This window comes from Phenylobacterium sp. (assembly GCF_035276905.1).
Taxonomy (GTDB): domain Bacteria; phylum Pseudomonadota; class Alphaproteobacteria; order Caulobacterales; family Caulobacteraceae; genus Phenylobacterium.
On record NZ_DATELG010000332.1, the window covers coordinates 19757 to 41847 of the forward strand.

The window sequence follows — 22091 nt, forward strand, 5'->3', positions numbered from 1 at the left end:
GGCGCCAAGTTGCACCAGCTGGTTGGCCGTTTAACGGCCAATGCCAAAGGCTGCACCGGGTCGGCGGCGGGGCCAACTCCGCGATCAGGCGCCGATCGTCTGCCTGATCAGTTTGCGAACCGCGTCGCTGTACGGCGGACGCAACAGCTTGAGAGGGCCCACGTCCGACTTGATCTGGTGGTAGATAGCTTTGCGATGGCTGAACTCGATGAAGCCGTCTCGACCGTGGTAGACGCCCATTCCGGACGGACCAACGCCGCCGAAGGGCAGGTTCTCCTGTGCGCAGTGCATAATGACGTCGTTCACGCAGACGCCGCCGGAGGTCGTCCGGTCCGTCAGCATTTGAAGCTCGGCGTCGTTCCGCCCAAAGTAGTACAGCGCCAGTGGTCGCTCGTAAGCGTTGATCTCCTCGACGACGTCTACCAGACGGTCGTATTGCATCACCGGCAACAAGGGACCGAAGATCTCCTCCTGCATCACGGCCATGTCCCGCGTTGCGTTGAGGATCAGCGTCGGCGCAATTTTCCGGCCATTGCTCGTCGTAAGATCTTCCCCCGCCGGATTGAGCTCCACCAGCGTCGCCCCTTTGCTCTCCGCATCGGCCAGGTAGCCGCGCAGGCGCGCGAAGTGGCGATCGTTGATGATGGACGTGTAGTCCGCGTTCTCGCGCAGCGTCGGCAGCATGCTTGTGACGGCCGCACGGGAGGCGGCGACAAACGCCTCCTGCACGCCCTGCGGCACGAAGACGTGGTCGGGCGCGAGGCAGATCTGGCCCGCGTTGAGAATCTTTCCGGCCATGATGCGGTTCGCGGCGAGCGCCATGTCAGCGTCGCGGCCCACCACGACCGGGCTCTTGCCCCCGAGTTCCAGGGTGACGGGGACCAGGTTCTCAGCGGCGGCCCGCATCACGTGCTTGGCGACAGCGCCCGCGCCCGTGAATATCAGGTGATCGAACGGTAAGCGAGTGAAGGCGGCGCCGACCTCAGGCCCGCCAGTCACGACCGCAAGTTCATCCAGCGGAAACCGACGCTCGATGAGGCGCTGGACCAGGTCCGCCGTGCGCGGGGTGTACTCCGAAGGCTTGACCAACGCGCGATTGCCGGACGCAAACACACCCGCCAGGGGTGAGAAGATCAGACCGACTGGGAAATTCCAGGGGGAGACGATCCCGACGCTGCCCTTGGGCTGATAGCAAACCAGCGCTTTGGCCCCGAACAGGGCCAGAATCGGCGGATCAACGCGTCGGCGCTCGGGTTTCATCCACGCGCGCAGGTGCTTGCGGGCATGCTGCAGGGCTGCGACGGGCGTCATGATGTCAGTGAGCGCCGAGGCGTGCAGAGAGCGACCGTTGAAATCCTGGTCGATCGCCGCCTCCAAGGCGGCTGAGTTCTCCTTAAGCAGCGCGATGCACCGGTCGATCCGATCTATACGCAGCTCCGCTGACGGCGAGTTCTCCGCTAGCTGTGCTGACTTTTGAGCCGCGACTAGAGCTTCGAGCTCCAGTCGCGCTGGCGCAGCCCGCGCGGCGGCGGCGGGGCTTGCACTCATGGCATCACCAGGACCGGTTTGACGACCTTGCCGCTCTTGTGGTCAGCGACAGCCTCGTTGATCTCGGAAAGCTGGTAGGTCCTGATCATCCGCTCAAAGGGGAAGGATCCAGCCGCCTGCAGCGCCAGAAGCTCAGGGATGAACTCATGCGGATCACTGTCGCCTTCCATCACGCCGACCACCTTGGCGCCCATGGTGACGAACAGCCCGCTGCGAATGGCGAATGTCTCCCCCGGCTTCTGCGGCGATCCCGTCAGGGCGCAAACGCCGCGCTTGGCCAGGCTGGTGATGGCGGTCTCGATGACTGACGGGACACCGCTCAGATCGAGACTGTAGCGTACGCCGTCGCGCACAATCCGCCGGATCGCCTCGCCGACGTCGCCCTCGGCGGGATCGACCGCATGGGTGGCGCCGAGTTCGAGTGCGAGCGTCCGCCGAGCCGCGACCGGCTCAATGACGATCACCGGATTACAGCGACGCACCTTCGCGGCCATGACCGCGCTCATCCCGACCGCCCCAGCTCCGAAGATGGCGATCGACGAGCCGGGCTGGCAATCGAGCGAGCGCAAAACTGCGCCTGCGCCAGTCTGCACCCCGCAGCCCAGCGGCCCCAGCAGTTCGATCGGCAGCTCGCTTTCAACCTTCACGACGTTGCGCCGATGAGCGAGCGCGAAGGTCGCGAATGACGACTGGCCAAAGAAGTGGCTGTGCACCGGACCGGCTTCCGAGCGCAGCGCCGTGCGCCCATCCGACCGCCGGCCCGAGAAGTTCAGCACACCGAAATGGTCGCAGTAGGGGTAAGCATGCTCGGAGCAGGGCCGGCAGCTTTCGCAGTAAAGGAAACTCAAGACGACGCGATCGCCAGGCTGGACAGCGGTCACATTGCGCCCGACGCGCTCGACGACGCCAGCCCCTTCATGGCCCAGCACCGCCGGCAACGGGACCGGGATAATCTGGTCGCGAGCGACGAGATCGGTGTGGCAGACCCCCACCCCGGCGACGCGCACGAGGACCTCGTCCGCCTCGGGGGCTGCGAGCGTCAGATGCTCCAGGCTGAACGGACCGTTCGGCTCACGGGCTACTGCGGCGAGAACAGCGGTGTCCGTCGTCATGTACGCTCCTTAGTTCGCTTAAACCCAGGGATGATCTGCGGAGCGATGTCGTCGTTCTGTTGCCAGTAGGCGTCACGCACCAACCGCTTCAGGAGCTTGCCGGTCGGCGTCCTCGGGAGGGTGCGGATGAAATCGACTCTCTTCGGCGTCTTGATGGGGCTGAGACGTGATTTCGCCCAAGCGAGGATCTGCTCGGCGGTGGCGCTAGGATCATCGGGCCATCTGAGGGGCTCGACGACCGCCACGACGTTTTCTCCGAACTCGGGATCCGGGGCGCCGACCACCGCGACATCGCCGATCTCGGGATGCTCAAGCAGGAGGTTCTCGATCTCCTGCGGGTAGATGTTCACCCCGCCCGAGATGATCATGAAGCTCTTGCGGTCGGTCAGATAAAGAAACCCATCCTCATCCAGGCGACCAACATCCCCGAGCGTCGACCAGCCGTACTGGTTGTAGGCTGCCGCGGTCTTCTCCGGATCGTTGTGGTAGGCGAAACATGGCCCATTGGCGAAATAGACGAGACCGGTTTCACCGGCCGCCAGCGGCTCCCCATCATCACCGCAGATCTTCACGTCGCAATTGAAGGCGCGCCCCACCGTGCCCTTGTGGCTCAGCCACTCATCGGGCGAGGCGCAGGTGATCCCGTTGCCTTCGGAGCCGGCGTAGTATTCGTGGATGATGGGCCCCCACCAGGCGAGCATCTGCTCCTTCACCGGAACAGGGCACGGGGCTGCAGCGTGGAAGACGGCGACAAGGGAGCTCAGGTCATACTTTTCCCGAACCGCCTCCGGCAGCCGCAACATGCGCACGAAATGCGTCGGCACGAACTGCGCGTGCGTGACCCGATAGCGCTCGATCAGCGACAGCAGCTCTTCGGAGTCAGCTTGCTCAGCCACGACCACGGCGCCGCCCAGCCGCTGCACGGCCATGCACCAGCGCAGCGGGGCGGCGTGGTACAAGGGCGCGGGTGACAGATAGACCGTGTGATCCGTCATCCCGTAGCGATGCTTGGCCTGTGCGGTGATCCGCGTGGACGCGTCTATCGGCTCTTCGGGCAGGGGCGGCCGCACGCCTTTGGGACGACCCGTGGTTCCCGACGAATAAAGCATGTCGGCGCCCGAACTCTCGTCGGCGATACGCGCGTCCGGAAGGGTGCTTCGCAGACGATCGAACTCGCCGCTGAGCCCGTCCGGGGCCGCGGCGAGCACCTGCACGCTGCGGGCAGCCGCAGCCGCTTGCGCCACCTCCTTCAGCTTTTCAGAGGTGACCAGAAGCTTGGCTTCGCTGTCGGCGAGGATATACGCCACCTCGTCGGCGGTCAGCTTGGACGACACGCCGACGAGGTAAAGCCCAGATCGCTGCGCCGCCCAGGCGATCTCGAAATAGGTCGAGAGGTTCTCCATCAAGACGGCGACGGAGTCGCCGCGCTGAAGGCCACGGCCGCGAAACAGGTGGGCGACCTGGTTCGAGCGCCCGTCGAGCTCGCGATAGGTCACCACCTGCCCGGTGCGCGACATGATCACTGCGGGAGCATCGGGCTTCTCTTGGGCGTGGATTGATGGATGCATGCGGGCGCCTGCGTGGTGATCGAAGGTCACGTGGCGACGCTGAAGCGGACCGGTAGCCGCTTGAGCCCGCCAACGAAGTTGGATTCCACCCACTTCGGTTCGTCGATGAGCTCGACCGACTCGATCTGCCGCAGCAGCTCCTCGAAGAACACGCGAAGCTCGAGCTTGGCGAGATGCTGACCGAGGCAGACATGTGGTCCGAAGCCGAAGGTGAGCTGGCGGCCGGCGCTTCGGGTGATGTCGAACCGGTACGGGTCCTCGAATACGTCCTCGTCGCGGTTGGCCGACGGGTAGCACATCATCAGCGACTCGCCCGCGCGGATCTGGCGCCCACGCAGTTCGTAGTCCTGGGTCGACGTGCGAAAGAAGTGCGTCACGGGGCTAACCCAGCGCAGCATCTCTTCGATCGCGCCCCCGAAAAGCTCAGGTTGGTCACGCAGTCGGGCGAGCTGGTCGGGATGCTGGATCAACGCCAGCAGGCCGCCGGCCAGGGTCGAGCTCGTCGTGTCATGTCCGGCCGTCGCGACCAGGATGTAATAGGAGAGCGCCTCCAGCTCACCGATTGGTTGCCCATCGATCTGCGCCTGCGCAATGATGGTGGCGATATCGTCGCGGGGCGACTGCCGCCGCTCAGCGGTCAAATTGCGGAAGTAGTCAAAGAAGCTGCGGACGGTGGCGACCACATCCGTGTTCGTCTCTGTCTTAACGTCCGGGTCGTCGGGTCCAAAGATCTGCTGCGTGAGGCGCAGCATGAGCGGCTCGTCGCTCTCCGGCACGCCCAAGATGTGCATGATCACGCGTAGCGGATACCAGCTCGCTACGTCGCGAACGAAATCGCACTCCCCGCCGTTGGCGAGAGCAGTGTCGATGTATTCGCGCGCATAGCCGCGAAGCGCCCCGTCGAGCGCCTTCAGCCGGTTCGGCATGAACCAGCCCTGCGTCAGAAGGCGATGGTTCATGTGCACTTCGCCGTCCATGTTGGCGAGGTGGCGAAGCAGCAAGGGCCGTCCGCCTGTGGCGGCGCGCACTTGGTCCTCCACGGCGCGGCTGCGCAGCATGCTGCGAGGCGCGTTGATGAAGATGTCTTTCGCGAGCTCCACTTCCTGGATGTCAGCGTGCTTGCTGACCACCCAGAACGGAGCAAAGCCTTCCGGCTCGACCCATACGACAGGCGATTCCCGCCGCACCTGGTCGAAGAGCTTGTGGTAGGCGCCGGGTGTAGAATAAAGCTTGGTGGAGACGATCTGGTCGCCAATCGAGTGCGGCCGACCGGGCGCCGACATTTCGGCATCAAGGCTGATCAAAGCGAGGCTCCCTTAGGAATTCTCATGAATGGGCGCGGCCGGTCTGTCGTCCTGCGCGGCTCGCCGCCGCCATCCCCGTAGGCGTCGCCTCGCGGAGAAAGACGGCGGCCGCCGAGTCATTCGGCCGCCAATGCGCCAAGGGCGCTGATGTTGGACGTGACTTGCAGCAGCCGACCGGGTGTCGCGCCGGTGAACTTGTCCGCAATGCAGGTGGTCGCGCCGTTCACCAGGATTTGCGCATAACCGCCCGCACAAGCCCTCCGCGGCGGCCAGTCACATGTCGGCATGTCGTGGACGATATCGAGCTTCTCCATGTCGCAGAAGAGCTCCTCGAGATCGTCGGCCCGGAAGCCCGGCGCATCAATGGCCGTTGCGCCGGTAATGATGGCGTCGCAGCGCATTCCGGGGTCCCTCCTTAATCGAGAACTTAAACGCTCGGTTTGGTTTCGCCAAGCCCGCACAGAGACACGTTTGGTCCACCTGTACCGCTGGAAGCCCGCGGCGTCGGCGCGGAAGCGGCATCCACAAAATAGAATGGGTGGCCGCCCCGCCTCATGCCCGACCACTCACGTTATCTTTTCAGTACTTTATGGCAAAAGAGACGCCCCGTGCGCACGATCAAAAGTAATTCGCGCGCTTCAGCTTTCTCTTTTTTTGATCCCGCAGAACCGGATGGAGCTGCGGGCTCGGGCTGGCGCTCACCCTTCTATCCGGCAGCATCTGGACCAATGATAATTGGTTGTTTAATTATATTGGGCGGAGGAATTTTTCCTTGCGCGCCCGCCGACGGAGCTCAAAGGCGCAGCGAAGACAGAGCGGTTGCGTCCGTGAGTGAGCCTCTACGCGTGAAGCCCGGGGCAGCATCGATGGCGACCGGTGTGGCGAACAACTCCCTGCCCAAACTCGACCGGCTCGGACGGGACGAGTTCAACCCATACGCCTAAACCAAGACAGTCTGGCAGCGACTTCACTACTCGATTAATCTCACGGCCGGGAGTTGATTGTCCGCTTGAAGAGCCTTGGTGTAGGGTTGGTCGCTCGCGCGCCCAGGGTAGGGTGCGCCCCTGCCAGAGGTGACGCCTTGGACTTCTTCAGCGACTTCAGCATGACCATCGATGGCGTCGCCGTGCGGGCGGCACAGACGGTCCCGGTGCGCAACCCGGCTACCGGAACGGATTTCGCCTCCGCGCCACGCGCGGGGGAAGACAATCTGAATGCAGCCGTCGCCGCGGCTCAACGAGCGCTTCCTGCTTGGAAGACGTTGGGCGTGGAGGGTCGGCGTCAGCGGCTGATGGCGTTCGCAGACGCCATACGTGACCACGTCGAAGAGCTTTCCAGCCTTTTCACGCGCGAGCAGGGCCGCCCGCTGGCCTTTGCCCGAAGCGAAATCCAGCTATCGGCAGCTTGGCTCGCAGGCGTGGCTGGCCAGGACTTCGGTCCGGAGATCGTGGAGGAGACCGCCGAGCGTCGGGTCGAACTGCATCACGAGCCGATCGGCGTCGTGGGCGCGATCGTCCCGTGGAACTTCCCGGTGCTGCTTGCGATGTGGAAAATCGCTCCGGCGCTTCTCGCGGGCAACACCATGGTGTTGAAGCCCTCGCCCTTCACGCCGCTTTGCGCCTTGAAGCTGGGCGAGCTCTCGCGCGATCTCCTGCCGCCTGGCGTTTTCAACGTGGTGAGCGGCGACGACGCGCTGGGACCGATGATGACCGCACACCCGGGCATTCAGAAGATCTCCTTCACCGGCTCGACGGAGACCGGAAAGAAGGTCATGGCCGCGGCCGCCAGGGACCTGAAGCGACTTACCTTGGAGCTCGGCGGCAATGACGCGGCGATCGTCATGCCCGACGTCGATGTGGATGCGGTCGCACAGCAGATCTTCAACGGCGCCTTCTTCAACAGCGCCCAGATCTGCATCGCAACCAAGCGGCTGTATATTCATGAAGACATCTACGACGCCCTCCGCGACCGGCTGCATGCCATTGCCCGCGCCGCGCCGATCGGGGACGGCGCGCAGCAAGGGGTGATGTTTGGGCCCGTGCAGAACGAGCCGCAGTATCGCAAGGTCCTCGCTTTGATCGACGAGGCCCGCAACGCGGGCCTGACCCTGTTGCAAGGCGCCGAGGCGCCTCAGGGCGGCTACTTCATCCCTATCATCCTGGTAGACAACCCGCCCGAAACCGCGCGGGTCGTGGAGGAGGAAGCCTTCGGCCCTGTGCTCCCGCTGCTTAAATTCAGCGACGTTGAAGACGCAATCGCCCGCGCGAACGACAGCCCCTACGGCCTCGCCGGGGCGGTCTGGAGTAAGGATGTCCAGCGTGCGGTAGAGATTGCAGGCCGCCTGGAAACCGGGACAGTTTGGATCAATCAGAACCTTCAAACCGCGCCGCACATCCCGTTCGCGGGCGCCAAGCAGTCGGGTTTCGGCGTCGAGAATGGTCGTGCCGGCCTGCTGGAGTTCACGCAGTCGAAGACGATCTTCATTCCGAAGACTGCCAACTGTTGATCATCAGAGGCTGGCGCCCAGCCAATCCGCCTGCTCAAGCGGTCGGTGACCGACAGGCGTCGGTAGCTCACCTTGCGGCCGAAGCCGTCGGTCAGGCCGTTCGTCGCCGCCGCAAGGTGGGCGTCAAGCGGCGTGGTTCGCGCAACGACGGCGGCCGACGTCAGGCGGGAGTCAGGTCGACCGGAAGACTTGACTGCTGAGGCATGCCGTCGATCGGCTGGACGTCCTTCAGCGCCAGCGACACTAGCCACGACGTATGGTCGGCCGCCGAGCCTGCGTCAGCGACGCCGTTCCAACAGTGCGGCATCGCCACAACACCGCGCCGCAGCGTCGGATCCGGTCGCACACGCGCGGTAATCTTGCCGTGATCACCGGTGATCGTCGCCGCCTGCCCGGGCTCCAAGCCTTCCGCCGCCATGTCTTCCGGATTCACATAAAGCGGCGCTGCCCCATCAAAGCGGTTGATCAACCGCTCGGAGTTGCGGAACTCGCTGTTCATCAGCTCCGTGATGCGACGGCCCACCAGACGATAGCGGCGCGGGGAGCCATCGGTCGATGTCTGCGCGATCACGGCGAGTTCCTGGCGGACATCCTCCGGGCAGGCGTCGAGCCGCGCCCCATCGTCGACCTCAGGCGCGAAGACGCGCACCACGTCGCCGTGACGCTTCAACCCATTCGGGTGATTCCGCAATTCAGCGATGCTGGTTCCGACCCCGGCCAGAGTGATTTCGATCAGCTCTTCCGTTCGCCAAGTACGATCCATGGTCAGCTCCGTGCCAGCGCTTGCGTCGCCGGCGGAGCCGAAGGTGTAGGGCGAGAGCGTTATGGTGTGGCCAAGTCGATTGGCCAGACCATTGAAGATCTTCCATTCTTCCATCAACCCAGGCGGCGGCTGCACCACAGGATCCGTGTACTGGATGTAGGGGATATAGGCCCACTCGGCGATCAGCAGGTTGATGTCCGCCACTTCATACTGGAGCGGCGGCGCGATGACGTAATGCGCCAGCTCCGTCGTCTCCGTCGACCGGGGCTCGATTACCACCAGGCAGTCCAGCGCCCCCAGCGCCTCACGCATGCGCTCCGGCTGGCCAAACGCCATCATCGGGTTAGCGCCCAGGACGATGAGAGTCCGGATTTGCGTGGGACCAGGCGTCAGAATCTCATCTGGAATCCGCGAGGATGGGAATTCGCCATAAATGGCGCCGAAGTTGTTGCCGATCTTCGGCCCGGTCTCCCAAGAACGGCTGGGAGGAATGACCGTCTCGACCCTAGGCTTGGCGGAGTAAACGCCCGCGTTCCTGTAAACGTCACCCGCGCGAACAAATCCGCCGCAGATGGCGTTCAGGCCTTCGATCATATGCGCCGCCGTGTTCGGGTTTGGAGACATGGACGTTCCGGTGCCAAAGCCCATCGACAAACGGCGTGCGGCTCCGATCATCCGGGCGGCTTCGTGAAGCTCGACGGCGGTGATGCCGGCGCGCTCAGCGACCATGTCGGGGGTAAATGGCTCGACCGCCGCGCGGAGGGCCTCAAGGTTCATGACGTAGCGATTGCAGAACGCCTGGCTTTCGTAGCCGTTCTGAAGCACTAGGCGGATCAGCGCCGCAAAGATTTCAGTATCGAACCCTGGTCGTGGTTGAATGTACAGGTCCGCTATCCGCGAGGTCTCGGTGGCCCGGGGATCGACGATGATCATCTTGCCGCCGCGCTTCCGATATTCCTGCAGCTGCGGGATGTGATTCACAGTCGGTACGACGTGATAAGGACCGCCGCGAGAAATCACTGGGTTCGTGCCGGACAGTATAACGAGATCGATATCACCGAGCTGCGGCTTTCCGCTCGCGAATACTCCCATTCGGCCATCGACCACCCAATGGGCCGACTGGTCGATTGTCATCGTGGAGAAGACAGATGGGGAGCCGATCTTTCCCATGAACTGCTTGGCCATCGAGAGATTGAACGACTTACGGTAACCGGCCGTACCGATATAGAGCGCCACCGAGCTCGGACCATGCTGCTCGATCGAGCGCCGGATCTTCTCAGCGATCTCGTCCAGCGCCAGGTGCTTATCGATCGGGCTCAACTGACCGGACGCATCGCGCTTCATCGCCGAGGCGAAGCGCCGCTCCTTGCCCTGGATGACCTCGACCGACATGTCGGCCTTGATGCACTTGTAACCAGCGCTGCTCACGTGATCGCGGTTGCCGCCGTGGGACAGGATCTCGTTGCCGGCGACTTCAAACTTCAGACCGCAGTAGGAAACGCAGCCGCGGCAATAGCTGAACACTTGACGAGTAGAGGTCTCATCCGACATGGCGTATCTCCTCCTAATACCTCGCGAGCAGCGCAAGTCTGGTGGCGCTGGTCTGCTTCAGCATTTCCGCGCGCCGTCTTCTTACGCAGCTGCGCGCCGTCAGCTTCCGCTCAATGCGGAAGCGTCCAGGTACGGCCGAGCTCCGGGTGTTCGACGATGGCTCCGGCTTGGCCGACTGGCTCTAGGAGCCCATCTGTGAAGTAGCTAAGCGCAACGGGGTCACGCACGTCGATGTGCGCCAAGGTGCGCGCGCCCGCGGGCGTTCGCGCGATGACGACGCCGCCGCGGGCCGAGCCGTTGCGGCCATAGAAGACCGTGTAAGTTTCTATCCGGCCTGGGCCGACGTACGCCTTGTCGAGGTCTGGCGCCGGCCCGCGGGCCGCATCGGCTTCAGCCTGGCGATCGAAGTCCTGCGGGAACCTGGCGCCCGCGATGGCCTCGCGCCCGATCAGGATGCAGTGATTGTCGGTGGCGAACCCGCCGTTCGCGAACAGGAAGCCGAAGCGGCCCCGCTCGCGCAGGGCGGTAACCATCGAGACCACAGCATGGCCCATGTAATTGCCGATAGGGCCGCCGCCGAACGTCAAGCCGCCGAAAACGCTAGCCGGTCGGTCTGCTGGCCAGCCAAGGGTTCGCCGCGCCATCTTCGGCACACACGGGAAACAGCTGTAGAGCTCGACCAGGTCGAGATCCTGCACGCTCACGCCATTCGCCGCGAGCGTGGCGCGGATGCTGACATCCATGCTGACGCTGCGGTCGAAGCGGTCGCGACGCAGGAGGTTGGCAGGCTCTTTGGCCGCCGCGCCCTGCCCCACGTAGATGAGTTGCTCGTCTGGCACGCCGCGACGTCTCGCCTCGGCAAGGCTCGCCACCAGGAAGCCGGCGCCCTGGTTGACCGAGCTATTGGCCACCATCAGCTTATTGTAGGGAAACGCTATCGGGCGGTTGTCCTCCGACGGGGTGAGGATCGCCTCGGGGCTGGTGCGCCGGCGCACCCAGGCGCCCTCATTCCGTTCCGCAACTTGGGAAAACAGCGACCAGATTTCGCCGGTCTCGGCCTGCGCCTCGGCCAACGATTGCCCGTAGCTGGCTCGGCTCGCGTTCTCGTAAAGCGGATAGATGTCGACCGGAGCGACTAGTCCAAAGCTCTGCAGGTACCCAGGCTCGCGTTGCGTGGCCGAGCGCCGGACCACGTCAATGCTCTCGCCGCCCTGAGTGCGCGCTCTCGCTCGCGCCGCCGCCGTCCGGAGCGCCTCGCCGCCGACGACCGCCGCCAGCTTGATCTCACCTGCGCCGATCCGGTTGGCCGCGCCGTTCAGTAAACGAATGGGCGTATCGCCATGGGGCGATGGGCTTTGGTAACTCACCGACGGCCGAGCACCGATGGCTGCGGCCAGCGGCGCACACAGCTCACCCAGCTCGGGGAAGCTGATTTGATCGACAACGCCCAGCATGTCGACATCGGCGAGCACGCTCCCGCCGGCGTCCTTGTCGGCGCGGCGCAAGGCCTCCAGCATGAGCTCGCCAGAGTCGAGGCCGACAGCGCCTTCGGCCGGCCGATCGTTGATCTGGCCGACGCCGATGATGACCGGCGTCCGCTCCGGATCTGCTTCGCTATTCGCCATTTCAGCGCGCCTTCCAGTTAGGTCGGCGCTTCTCGACAAACGCCAGCGGCCCCTCGAGTGCGTCCTCGGAGCGCATGACCGCGCGGATCTCGGCGTTGCTCGAAGCCCACCACCCCGCATCGTTGATCGCCTTACCCTCCGCGAGGCCGTAGGCCACGCGCTTGGAGGCCTGCACGGCGAGGGGCGCATTGGCGGCGATCTTCTCGGCAAGCTGCAAGGCGGCTGCGCTTAGCTCATCCGGCTCCACGACCTGGTTGATCAAGCCGAGCTGATGGCCGCGCTCGGCCGTAAAGGCGTCCCCGGTGAGCAAGTATTCCAACGCCAGCTTCGGCGGGATCTGCTGCACCAGTCGAAACGCACCGCCGCCTGCAGCGATGATGCCGCGCTTCACCTCCGGCAGGCCAAAAATCGCTGTCTTGGAAGCCACGATGAGATCGCAGGCAAGGGCAATCTCGGCGCCGCCGCCGAGCGCCATCCCGTTCACGGCCGCTATCACCGGCTTCGAGATCGGATGGGCGACGACTCCAGCGAAACCCCAGGCCACCTGACGCCGATCGCGTGGCGTAAGCCGCTCGCCCCGGGCCACAGCCTTTAGGTCGGCGCCGGCGCAGAACGCCTCACCGGCCCCCGTGATGATCACAGCCCGGATCTCGGGGTCGGCCTCTGCCAGCTCGAGTCCCTCGCCCAACCCGACATGAACATCTGCATTGACGGCATTGCGGGCGTCCGGACGATTGATCGTCAGGATCAACAGATGGCCACGGCGTTCGGCCAGGACGGCCTCTGGACCTTCGCTCATCTCACAATGACCTCCTGACGCCCCTCGCCCCGCGCGAGCATGGCCACAATCTCCGCGTCCGCGGGCTCAAGCACGCCTGCCTCCAGCAGCTGCTCGATCTGTTCCTCGCTGAGGCCCAGCCACTCTTGCGCAATTTCTGCGGTGTGTTCGCCAGCAAGCGGAGCCGGACGCGTCGGCGGCGCCGCCAGGTCGCTGGACTTCACGTGGAAAGACTCAGCGATAATTTCTTCAGCGAGGTTCGGGTGTTGCTCGACCCTGAAGAGCTCGCGTTCGCGGAAGTAGCCAAAGTCGGGCAGGTCGGCGACGCGCAGCATGCGCGCCGCGGGAACGCCGGCGCCTTGAAGACGCCGCATCGCTTGATCGGCGTCCATGGACGCTAGCCAAGCCGCAACCACGGCGTTCAGCTCGGCCGCGCGCTCACAGCGGCCGGCGCGACCTGCCAACTGCGGATCTGCAGCGAGGTCGGGCCTGTCGATAGCCGCCGAAAGGGCAGCCCACTCCTCATCGCTGCTGACGGTGACGACGCACCACTCATCGTCGCCCGCAGCGGGAAACACGCCCCAAGGCGCGTCCGGGTGTTCGCCGATCCCGGTCAGGCCCAACGCGGCGGCCCCGATCGCCGGCTCGAAGTGACTCAGCATCACCTCGAGCTGGGAGACGGAGATGTGGCCGCCACGGCCGATGCGCGCGCGGCGCCGAAGCAGCGCGAGGATGGCGCTGGCGCCTAGGCGAGCGGCGACATGGTCCGGGTAGACCGTGATAGAGTCGGCGAAGCCTTGCTCGTCATCGGCATAGCGCCAGGCCTGCGTCAGGCCGGCGATCGCTCTGACGAGCGGCCCGTACCCCATTCGCTTCGCCCAGGGGCCGTGCGAGCCGAACGCGCTGCTCTCGACGGTGATGATACGCGGGTTGATCGCCTGCAGCGCTTCGTGACCGAGGCCGAGCGACTCCATCGTGCCAGGCTTGAAATTCGAGAGAACGACGTCCGCTTTCGCCATCAGCTGGGCGAACAGCGCCTTACCCTCGTCAGACCGGAGGTTGAGTCCAAGGCTCCGCTTATTGCGGTGCCCAGCCGCAAAGCTCACCGATAGACCGGTCGGCAGGTAGGATTGGCGACCTCCGTCCGGGAACGCCAGGGCCTCCACCTTCACGACGTCGGCGCCCATATCGGCCAGCAGCCGCCCCTGTTCACCGCCCACGACGATGACGCCGAGGTCCAACACGCGCACACCCTCGAGGGGGCGCAACGCAGCGGAAGGGCCCGGTTGGCCGACCGGCCGCCGAACCTTGTCGCCCGCCCGGCTCGTACCGGCTTCGGCGCGAACACCGTCGATCTCCAAAGCGCCGTTCACGACGGGAGCTTCGCCGAACCCCGGAAGCTCAACCCGCCTCATGGCGCGCCGCTCAAGGAGATGGTCCTGTTCGAGACATTCCGGCAGTGAGAGGAGTGCCGCGAGCGGCACCCCAAACATTTTAGCCTCGTCCTCCAGCTCCGCCCGCGACTTGGGGGCGAGAAAGGCGCCGATGACGGGCCAGAGTTCACGCGACTGGTAGCGCACAATCGTCTTGTTGAACTTCGGGTCGGCAAATTCGGCAGGCTCTCCCATCCAACGGAACATGCCCTGCCACTGCCGCGACGCGAGCAGACAGATGCGCACCCATCCGTCGACACACGGGAAGCAGGGGTACTGCAGCCCTTTTTGCGGCCTTTGTCGGGAGAGCAGCTTGGCCGGCTTGCCGAGCGTGGCGCTGCCGCCGATCCCGTAGCCCGGGTCCAGAGCCTGAACGCTCCCGTCGAGCGCCGAGAAGTCGAGGCGCATTGGACGGCGCAAGGCTTCAGCGGCGTAGAGCCCGAGCATGCCGGCATATTCGGCCTGTGCGATTGCGCAGCGAAGCGAGATTTCCCCCGGAGGCAGCAGCGGCTCGCGTCCGCGGATGCCGGAGCGGCTAAGCTGGCCGGAGAGCGCGCTCAGGATCGGGTCCGTCGCCCGCCATTGCGCGTAGCTCGTATTTGCGCCGAACATGCTGACCGTAAGCGTGGCCGGCTTGTTTTCCCGGCAGGCAGCGAGCGCTTGCGGCCAACCATCTGGCTGGATCGACCAATCCTCGATCAGGAGAGCGGCTTCGTTCAGAGCCGAGATCGCCCTCTCGAGCGCATGTGGCGCCTCAAGTTCGATCGACTCCGCTCCGACCCGGGCGAGCTCCCGCGCGAGCCGTCGATGCACGTCTGCCGGCACCGATACGCGATCCAGGTGAACGACCCGAGCCCCAAGGCTTGAGTAGAGGCGCCCGAGGTCGCCCAGCGGCCCGTCCACCGCAATGACGACCGTCGAGCCGGCAAGCGGAAGAGCCATCTCTCGGTCTTTGGGCGACATGCTGTAGGGCTACCCTGATCTGATCGCGAGCCGACCGGTGGGGCCCGCCGGATGCCCGGGCGCGCAACCGATCCTGAACGTCACGAACGACATCCTGCTTAGGGACTAAACCCGCGGGTCGTCGGTTTCAAGTGAATGTTTAATTAGAGTGGGCGCCGAGTGGTCTCGTCAAAGTGGGTGCGCCAACACAAACCACGGGTGAGACCGTCTTGTGCGCAATAGCTCGCAGTCGGGCGGCGGTCCGCCGCCGCAGCTAACGTCGGGCCTTGGGGGGGTTCGCCAGCAAGCCGTTGAGCACCAGATCAAGCAATGTGTCTGAATACTCTCGCTTCAACTGCTCATCCAACCCGTCGACGCCAAATGCGTGCCGCAGAACATGTTGACTGAAGAAAATCTCTTCGCACGCACCAAGCACGATGAAGTAGAAAATCATCGGGTTGATCGGCTTGAAGACGCCGCTGTCGATCCCCTCCTGAAGCAACGAGCGTTGGGTCTCGGCCAAGGGTTTTGAGATCTTCTCCGCGACCCGCTTACCCAAGTCCGGGTCTAGCAACATGGAGTGGATAAGGCGATTGATGAAGGGGAATCGGAAGTAGACGTTAACCACGCCCTTGATATGAAGTCTCAACTTGTCAACGACGGACAAATCCATCGCGAGGAGCCCACGCATCTGTTCCAGACTGGCCCCGAGGACGTCTTCCGCCAGCGCGAGCATAAGGCCGCTTTTGCCGCCGAAATAGTACTTCACCAGAGCGGCGTTGAGGCCCGATCGCGCCGCAATCTCTTGCAACGAGATCTCGATCGACCCGCGTTCGATCATCAGCTCTGCGGCCGCTTGAAGCAGGACGGCGCGCGACGGGCTCCGCTCAGTTGGTTTAGCTGCGGTTGACATACGCGCGCCCTACTCTGATTGGCTGATTAATCCAAGCGGCAAACGCTTGATCGCTCGGGCTGCCCGGTGACCGCGGGACGCAGCCGTTGGATGCAGGCGGCCGGCGCCTTACGAGGAGGACCGCGGGCCCATGCCAGGCCTGCGGCTCGCCGCGCTCACGCGTTAGGGTTAGCGGGGGGGCATGCGAATGGCGCCGTCCAGACGGACATCCTCGCCATTGAAGTAGCTGTTGCGGCACATCTCGAGCGCTAGGGACGCATACTCGGGAGGCTCGCCAAAGCGCTTAGGGAACGGAACGCTGGCCGCCAGCGCAGACTTCACCTCATCGGGCGCGGCGTTCATCAGGGGCGTGTTGAAGATCCCGGGCAGGATGGTGTTTACCCGGATGCCCTCAGACATCAGGTCGCGGGCCACCGGCAAGGTCATGCCGACGATGCCACCCTTCGAAGCGGAGTATGCGGCTTGGCCGACTTGGCCGTCTTCGGCGGCCACCGACGCCGTATTGATGATCACGCCCCGCTCGCCATCCTCTTGCGGCTCGAGCGTCAGCATACCGGCTGCGGATTTCGCGACGCAGCGGAAGGTGCCGACCAGGTTGATCTGGATGATGCGGTTGAAGTCGTTGAGTGGGAAATGCTTGATCGAGCCGTCCTTGCCGCGAGACGCCGTCTTCGCGGCCACTCCGGCGCCGGCGCAGTTGACGAGGATACGCTCCTGCCCGTGCACGGCGCGCGCCATCGCAAAGCCGGCGTCCACAGAATCCTCGTCGGTGACGTCGACGCGGCAGAAAACACCGCCGATACTGCCGGCGACCCGCTGGCCCGCCTCGTCGTTCAAGTCGAAGATCGCGACCTTCACGCCCGCGTCGGCCAGCGCCCGCGCCGTGGCTTCTCCAAGACCGCTAGCGCCACCCGTTACGACGGCGGCGACACCTGAAAGGTTCATTGGCATCCTCTGAGATCAAGTTGAGTTCTAGGGGCGGATAGCGGCGGCGGCCCGGCGCGTTCGCTCTGGCGCGCGGGTCAGCGGTAAGCAGGCTCTTCCCACCACGGGAAGTAGTCTGGCATGTCGCTCGACACGCGATCGGGGAAGATGGGGCTGCGCTTTTCGAGGAAGGCGTTGACGCCTTCGGCGGCGTCAGGACTCCGGCCCCTGGAGAGGATCCCGCGACTGTCGACGCGGTGCGCCTCCATCGGGTGCGCCATGCCGAGCCCGCGCCACATCATCTGGCGGGTGAGCGCCACGGAGACGGGCGCCGTGTTGTCGGCGATCTCCCGGGCGAGGGCGACGGCGGCCGGCAGGAGCTGATCCGGCGCAAGCACCTGGCGCACCAAGCCTGCCTCCCGGGCCTCTTCTGCCGGGAACAGTCGCCCGCTGAAGCACCACTCGAGCGCGCGGGAGATGCCGACGAGCCGCGGCAGGAACCATGAGGAGGCGGCTTCAGGAACAATGCCGCGGCGGGCGAAAACGAACCCGAAGCGGGCGTCCTCGCTCGCCAGCCGCACGTCCATGGCCAGGGTCAGCGTTGCGCCGATGCCGACCGCCGCGCCGTTGATGCAGCCGATCACCGGCTTGAGGCACTGGAAGATCCGCAGCGTGAGGAGTCCGCCGCCGTCCCGGGCGGACGGGCGGCTGTAGAGCGGCTTCCCCTGAGCATCGAACGGCGCGTCGGGGACGCTGGTGGCGTCGAACGTTCCAGCGCCCGCGCTCAGATCAGACCCGGCGCAGAACGCCCGCCCCGCTCCGGTGACGATGACCGCGCGTACGTTGTCGTCTCGATCGACCTCGTCGAACGCGTCGATCATCTCGCGCATCATCTGCGCCGTGAAGGCGTTCAACTTGCCGGGGCGGTCAAGCGTGACCGTCGCGATACCGTCCTCGACAGCGTACTTGATGGTTTCGTAAGTCATGGCGACTCCTCGCGCAGACGGCTCCAACGCCGCGCGCTCGTTCTGGTAGTTGCCGCCGGCGGCCGCCGGCTAGCGAAGCCTCGCCTGTGCGATCAGCACCGCTCGATGATGACGGCCGGGGCCATGCCGCCGGCGGCGCACATCGTCACAAGTCCACGCTTAAGGTCGCGCCGCTCAAGCTCGTCGAGCACCGTCCCGATGAGGATCGCGCCTGTCGCGCCGATCGGATGACCAAGCGCAATCGACCCGCCATTGACGTTCACCCTCGACCGATCGAGCTTCATGTCGCGGATGAACTTCTCGGTTACGACGGCGAACGCCTCATTGATCTCCCAGAGGTCGATGTCGTCCGCGGTGAGGCCCGCCTTGGCGAGCACCTTTTTCGCGGCGGGGACCGGCGCGTTGAGCATCAAGGTGGGGCAGTCACCTACGTTGGCGAACGCCAGGACCCGCGCACGCGCCTTGAGTCCACGCTTGGCCGCATACTCCGGAGACGCCAGGAGCAGCGCGGCGGCGCCGTCAACCACCCCCGACGAGTTGCCAGCGTGATGCACAGCTTCCCACTCCAAGCCCGGATAAGCCGCCTGGATAAGCTTGCGGTACGTAGCGCCTTGCTCGTCGAGCGGAATGTCCGTGATCTTGGCAAACGCTGGCTTCAAGGCTCCAAGGTCATCCAGCGTGGCCTCTGGCCGGGGATGTTCATCCTGTTCAAGCACCAGAGCGCCGGTATCATCGCGCACCGGGATGAGGCTCTTGGCGAAACGACCTTCGGCGATCGCGACCGCCGCCTTTCGCTGGCTCTCAAGGCCAAATGCGTCAACGTCGGCGCGCGTGATTCCCTCCATGGCGGCGATCGCGTCGGCACAAACGCCCTGGTGAGCCTGCGGTGTTTTCGCCCTTAGGCGCAGATTGCCACGATCCATCATCGGCGGGCCCGTGACTGGCAGGCTGCCAGTGTACGACATCATCTCTACGCCGCCCGCGACGATGAGGTCCTCCATGCCCGACATGATTGTGGCGGCGGCCAGATTGACCGCGGTGATGCCGCCACCGCAGAACCGGTCGAGCGTTACGCCACTGGCTTTTCTGTCGTAGCCCGCATCGAGCGCGGCCATGCGACCGATGTCCGCGCCTTGTTTGTCGACCTGGATGCTCGTGCTCCAGATCACATCGTCGACTTCAGCGGTGTTCAGCCCGTTGCGATCCGCGACTGCTTGCAACACCGCGGCCGCGAGATGTTGGGGATGCATGTGGGCGAGAGCGCCCCTGTCAACCTTGCCGGTCCCACGAGGCGTGCGGACAGCGTCGATGATGAAAGCTTCACGCATAAAGATCTCCTCGCATCGGCCCGCCAAGTTACCGGCCCCTGCCTACACGAGGATCTTCGCAGCCGAAAGGAGATTCATCAATCAGTTATATAATGCCGAAGCCACCCACTCCCGGCGTGAGGCGCATCCTGTCAGGACCCGATCCGCTCGCCGATCAGGAAACGGCGGATCCCGTTCCGACCCGCGCCGATATCGTAGAACTTGGCGACCCGCAGGCAGCGCCCGGCCGGGATGGTCTCTGGTGCACCGGCGCCTCGATACAATGCGCTGCGATCGCCGTCAGATGGAATCCAGGCTGCTGGGCGTTTCCTCGGCGCAGGTGAAATTATCGGCCACGCAAGGGTCTCCCGCGCCGGAGTACTGCGCGCGGCCCGGATAGGCGCACACCGGGCGACTCATCGTCAGCCGTCCGGTAGCGACATCGTATCGCTCGCCAAGGACCTGATCGGGCGCCCGTTGTTGCTCCACCCATTCCATCAGGGCGGCCATTCCCCGGGCGAGAGTCAATCCAGGGCCAGCGGCCGTGACGTGGGAATGGCCCTCGCCGGGAGCCTGGAACAGGCGGACGAAGGATGACGTCTCCGCCAGGCCGCCCATTTCATCTAAAACCTTTCGATAATACTGAAGGGTTCCCGCCGACGGTATGACCTCGTCGTCCAATCCATGCGTGAGCAGCAGCTTTCCACCACTTTCTCGCAAACCTGACAGATCCGGATCGTCGGTGTCGAGCTCGCTGAAGTCGCGGACACTTATGGCGACCATCTCGTGGAAATTATCAAGAGTAAGCTTTCTCCAGTCCCACTTGGGATCCCGGAACACCCAGGCACCATAGGCGCGGCCAATCTCAAAGGGAATTGGGACGAAGTCTCCATTGATCCTTGTGGACATGGCGACTCCACTTCCGAACAGGTTATCTCCCCAACTCTCTGCTCCGGGGCGCAAGCCGAACCAGAGAAACTCGCCGGCCGGCGCTCTCGGGCCCTCCCATATTTTCTGCATTACGAGGGCGTCGCCGGCAGTGATCTCGCCGTCCTCAGTCTGAGCCCCGACCAGCCCATGGGGATCCGGCAGCGCCGGTTCGCGTACGCTTATGAACCCGTCGCGACATGCGGCAGAACCGGCGCTCACCACGGCGGCCCTCCTGAACAACCTTAGCTTCGCAGGCGTGACTACGCCGAGCTCTTTCATAACCACCGCGGGCCAGAGCGTAGAGGGAATCATCCGGCTCCAATTAATGGCGGGGTCGGACGCCCAGACACCATCATAATCGCCTGGGTAGCGTTGGACCTGCATCAAGGCCTGGCGACCGCCGCCGGAGGTTCCCTGAAAGTAGGAATAGGTTGGCGGCTTACCGTGGATCGCGGCTGTCACGGCCTTGCCGATGAGCGTCATGTCGTGGGTGCTGCGATGCACCCAATTGCAGATGAGCTCCCAGTCGAGTTCTCCTGACTCAGCGACGCCCCAGTCCGCGAACCGCGGATCTCTGTTCCCCGCGTCGGTCTCAGCCGCGGCGAACCCATTGCGCAAAGCGCGCGGCAGCGTGGCGATGCGCACTCCCGAGGGGTAGATCCACGGCGCCGATGTGCGGTTCCCCTGCCCGCCAACACCGAAAAACCGCCCATTCCAGGCGAGGGGCACCCAAACGGTGGTGAGCACCACGTGGCCGCCGACCGATTGCTCCACGCGAACGTCACAGAACTCCGGAAGGCCTGTTTCTGCGAGGTCGCCATGACCAGGGCGATGCGCGTCGATGGCCTCGATGTTTGCCGGCATAGCTTCGCCTGCGGGCTCAACATGCCGCCCGGAGTTGTTTACGGTCACTGATACGATGCGCGCGCCATCCAGATGGTCGATCGCCTTCTGCAGGAGGGAAGGACAGCAGCGTTGCAATATCTCTGGCGAGTACGCCCGATCGTTATTCGAAATCCACTGGAGCGGTCCCGTGGGGGAGACAAAGTTCCAACTAGATTGCATTGTGAAGCTTCGCTCCGTTTTTTTTGGCAAGTTTTCGTGGCCGGCTGCGCCAACCATTGCGCCAGCGGAAGCGCGCGGCGGGCTCGGCAATCAGGACGTAGCGGCTTGGAACCGGCGCCTAAGCGATAGCGAGTAGGTGTCCGGATCTCCGTGCTGAAAATACGGCCGGAACCGGTCGGCACGGTCGCAATGGGTTAGCTGGCGTCTAAGCGCGCGTGGGCGATGTAGTTGCCGCAGTTGCTTCGGCGGCGCCTAGCCATAACGTTTCTCCCGCACATTGCTTTTGGCTCGTCAAAGCCGTAGCTCAGCGCCGCAGCGGGTGCAAGCGTACTTAAGCGATTATTGAATGGCTTGCCGCGGACGACCGAATGGTCGGGTTCGCTGATCCATGCGGAGTCCGCGAGTTCCTGGCCGTCGGCGTCCACGATCCGGACGCCAGCCCAGGGTTCGAAGCCGGCCGGCGCCACGCCGGACGGAGTCCAGGTTCGCGCACCGCGAGGGTCCGGCGTACCTGCTCATCCGCGGGCCGCTGCAGCTGTTCCTCATTCTGTGGGCGGGGTGGCCTGTCCTGCGCGGGGGCGCCGTTCGCATCGGCGCACCGGTAGGTAGAGCCTGATCGCGCACGGCGCCTCTTGCGGGTTGGGGGACACGCAAGCTCGTCATCATACGCACTTGCTCGAATTTTTTCGGCTCGCCCTAAGTGTCTGCCCCGAAAAGAAGTTGGGTGATATCAGAGGCTTGTGATTCTGTCGGTGTTGCGAAGCATCGACGGAGCGACACATGTGGACCGATACCACCCGGGCAAAGCATGCCCGCAAGGGATTGCGGTATTCAAG

15 protein-coding genes are annotated in these 22091 nt (G+C 64.4%); 1 reads left to right on the plus strand and 14 read right to left on the minus strand.

The features are described from left to right. Window positions 1-84: 84 nt before the first annotated feature. The 5 genes from VJS38_RS15735 to VJS38_RS15755 form a co-directional block, all read right to left on the minus strand. The gene (locus VJS38_RS15735) at window positions 85-1548 is read right to left on the minus strand and encodes a coniferyl aldehyde dehydrogenase (protein ID WP_324089099.1); all 1464 of its coding nucleotides are present in this window, start codon (window positions 1546-1548) and stop codon (window positions 85-87) included. Further along, window positions 1545-2660 carry an NAD(P)-dependent alcohol dehydrogenase gene (locus tag VJS38_RS15740; protein WP_324089100.1) on the minus strand — a complete coding sequence of 372 codons (1116 nt, stop codon included), beginning with the start codon at window positions 2658-2660 and terminating at the stop codon, window positions 1545-1547. Before VJS38_RS15740 ends, VJS38_RS15735 begins: the two co-directional genes overlap by 4 nt. Then, entirely contained in the window at window positions 2657-4258 is a 1602-nt protein-coding gene (locus VJS38_RS15745; RefSeq protein ID WP_324089101.1) for an acyl-CoA synthetase, read from the minus strand. The genes VJS38_RS15740 and VJS38_RS15745 overlap by 4 nt, the downstream gene beginning before the upstream one ends. Further along, window positions 4255-5532 carry a cytochrome P450 gene (locus VJS38_RS15750; RefSeq protein ID WP_324089102.1) on the minus strand — a complete coding sequence of 426 codons (1278 nt, stop codon included), beginning with the start codon at window positions 5530-5532 and terminating at the stop codon, window positions 4255-4257. Before VJS38_RS15750 ends, VJS38_RS15745 begins: the two co-directional genes overlap by 4 nt. Before the next feature lie 116 nt (window positions 5533-5648). Further along, window positions 5649-5933, minus strand: coding sequence for a hypothetical protein (locus tag VJS38_RS15755; protein ID WP_324089103.1), 285 nt, complete (start codon window positions 5931-5933; stop codon window positions 5649-5651). A gap of 680 nt (window positions 5934-6613) precedes the next feature. On the opposite strand from VJS38_RS15755, the gene VJS38_RS15760 reads away from it, so the two are divergent. Continuing rightward, on the plus strand, window positions 6614-8038 hold the full coding sequence (locus VJS38_RS15760) for an aldehyde dehydrogenase family protein (protein ID WP_324089104.1): 1425 nt from the start codon (window positions 6614-6616) through the stop codon (window positions 8036-8038). A gap of 160 nt (window positions 8039-8198) precedes the next feature. Here the strand turns inward: VJS38_RS15760 and VJS38_RS15765 are convergent, their stop codons facing one another. From VJS38_RS15765 to VJS38_RS15810, 9 genes are all read right to left on the minus strand, one after another. After that, on the minus strand, window positions 8199-10352 hold the full coding sequence (locus tag VJS38_RS15765; protein WP_324089105.1) for a molybdopterin-containing oxidoreductase family protein: 2154 nt from the start codon (window positions 10350-10352) through the stop codon (window positions 8199-8201). A 110-nt stretch (window positions 10353-10462) separates the two neighbouring features. Then, window positions 10463-11977: an acetyl-CoA acetyltransferase gene (locus VJS38_RS15770; protein ID WP_324089106.1), complete on the minus strand. Its 1515-nt coding sequence runs from the start codon at window positions 11975-11977 to the stop codon at window positions 10463-10465. A gap of 1 nt (window position 11978) precedes the next feature. Continuing rightward, window positions 11979-12776: a crotonase/enoyl-CoA hydratase family protein gene (locus VJS38_RS15775; RefSeq protein ID WP_324089107.1), complete on the minus strand. Its 798-nt coding sequence runs from the start codon at window positions 12774-12776 to the stop codon at window positions 11979-11981. Beyond that, a complete protein-coding gene (locus tag VJS38_RS15780; protein WP_324089108.1) occupies window positions 12773-15130 on the minus strand; it encodes a CoA transferase in 2358 nt (785 codons plus the stop codon). The genes VJS38_RS15775 and VJS38_RS15780 overlap by 4 nt, the downstream gene beginning before the upstream one ends. A 274-nt stretch (window positions 15131-15404) precedes the next feature. Then, a complete protein-coding gene (locus VJS38_RS15785) occupies window positions 15405-16043 on the minus strand; it encodes a TetR family transcriptional regulator (protein ID WP_324089109.1) in 639 nt (212 codons plus the stop codon). A 168-nt stretch (window positions 16044-16211) separates the two neighbouring features. Then, window positions 16212-16988, minus strand: a complete 777-nt coding sequence (locus tag VJS38_RS15790) for an SDR family NAD(P)-dependent oxidoreductase (protein WP_324089110.1) — start codon at window positions 16986-16988, stop codon at window positions 16212-16214. A 77-nt stretch (window positions 16989-17065) separates the two neighbouring features. Further along, window positions 17066-17953 (minus strand): crotonase/enoyl-CoA hydratase family protein, encoded by an 888-nt coding sequence (locus VJS38_RS15795; protein WP_324089113.1) that lies wholly within the window; start codon window positions 17951-17953, stop codon window positions 17066-17068. A gap of 92 nt (window positions 17954-18045) precedes the next feature. Then, window positions 18046-19281, minus strand: a complete 1236-nt coding sequence (locus tag VJS38_RS15800) for an acetyl-CoA C-acetyltransferase (protein ID WP_324089111.1) — start codon at window positions 19279-19281, stop codon at window positions 18046-18048. A 279-nt stretch (window positions 19282-19560) separates the two neighbouring features. Beyond that, on the minus strand, window positions 19561-21054 hold the full coding sequence (locus VJS38_RS15810; RefSeq protein ID WP_324089112.1) for a tannase/feruloyl esterase family alpha/beta hydrolase: 1494 nt from the start codon (window positions 21052-21054) through the stop codon (window positions 19561-19563). Between the last annotated feature and the right edge of the window lie 1037 nt (window positions 21055-22091).

Bases quoted from the DNA above. Each gene is read 5' to 3' on its own strand.
- VJS38_RS15765 (WP_324089105.1), bottom strand. From the start codon at position 10,352: ATGTCGGATGAGACCTCTACTCGTCAAGTGTTCAGCTATTGCCGCGGC.
- VJS38_RS15780 (WP_324089108.1), bottom strand. From the start codon at position 15,130: ATGGCTCTTCCGCTTGCCGGCTCGACGGTCGTCATTGCGGTGGACGGG.
- VJS38_RS15740 (WP_324089100.1), bottom strand. From the start codon at position 2,660: ATGACGACGGACACCGCTGTTCTCGCCGCAGTAGCCCGTGAGCCGAAC.
- VJS38_RS15795 (WP_324089113.1), bottom strand. From the start codon at position 17,953: ATGACTTACGAAACCATCAAGTACGCTGTCGAGGACGGTATCGCGACG.
- VJS38_RS15770 (WP_324089106.1), bottom strand. From the start codon at position 11,977: ATGGCGAATAGCGAAGCAGATCCGGAGCGGACGCCGGTCATCATCGGC.
- VJS38_RS15755 (WP_324089103.1), bottom strand. From the start codon at position 5,933: ATGCGCTGCGACGCCATCATTACCGGCGCAACGGCCATTGATGCGCCG.
- VJS38_RS15735 (WP_324089099.1), bottom strand. From the start codon at position 1,548: ATGAGTGCAAGCCCCGCCGCCGCCGCGCGGGCTGCGCCAGCGCGACTG.
- VJS38_RS15790 (WP_324089110.1), bottom strand. From the start codon at position 16,988: ATGAACCTTTCAGGTGTCGCCGCCGTCGTAACGGGTGGCGCTAGCGGT.
- VJS38_RS15775 (WP_324089107.1), bottom strand. From the start codon at position 12,776: ATGAGCGAAGGTCCAGAGGCCGTCCTGGCCGAACGCCGTGGCCATCTG.
- VJS38_RS15800 (WP_324089111.1), bottom strand. From the start codon at position 19,281: ATGCGTGAAGCTTTCATCATCGACGCTGTCCGCACGCCTCGTGGGACC.
- VJS38_RS15785 (WP_324089109.1), bottom strand. From the start codon at position 16,043: ATGTCAACCGCAGCTAAACCAACTGAGCGGAGCCCGTCGCGCGCCGTC.
- VJS38_RS15810 (WP_324089112.1), bottom strand. From the start codon at position 21,054: ATGCCGGCAAACATCGAGGCCATCGACGCGCATCGCCCTGGTCATGGC.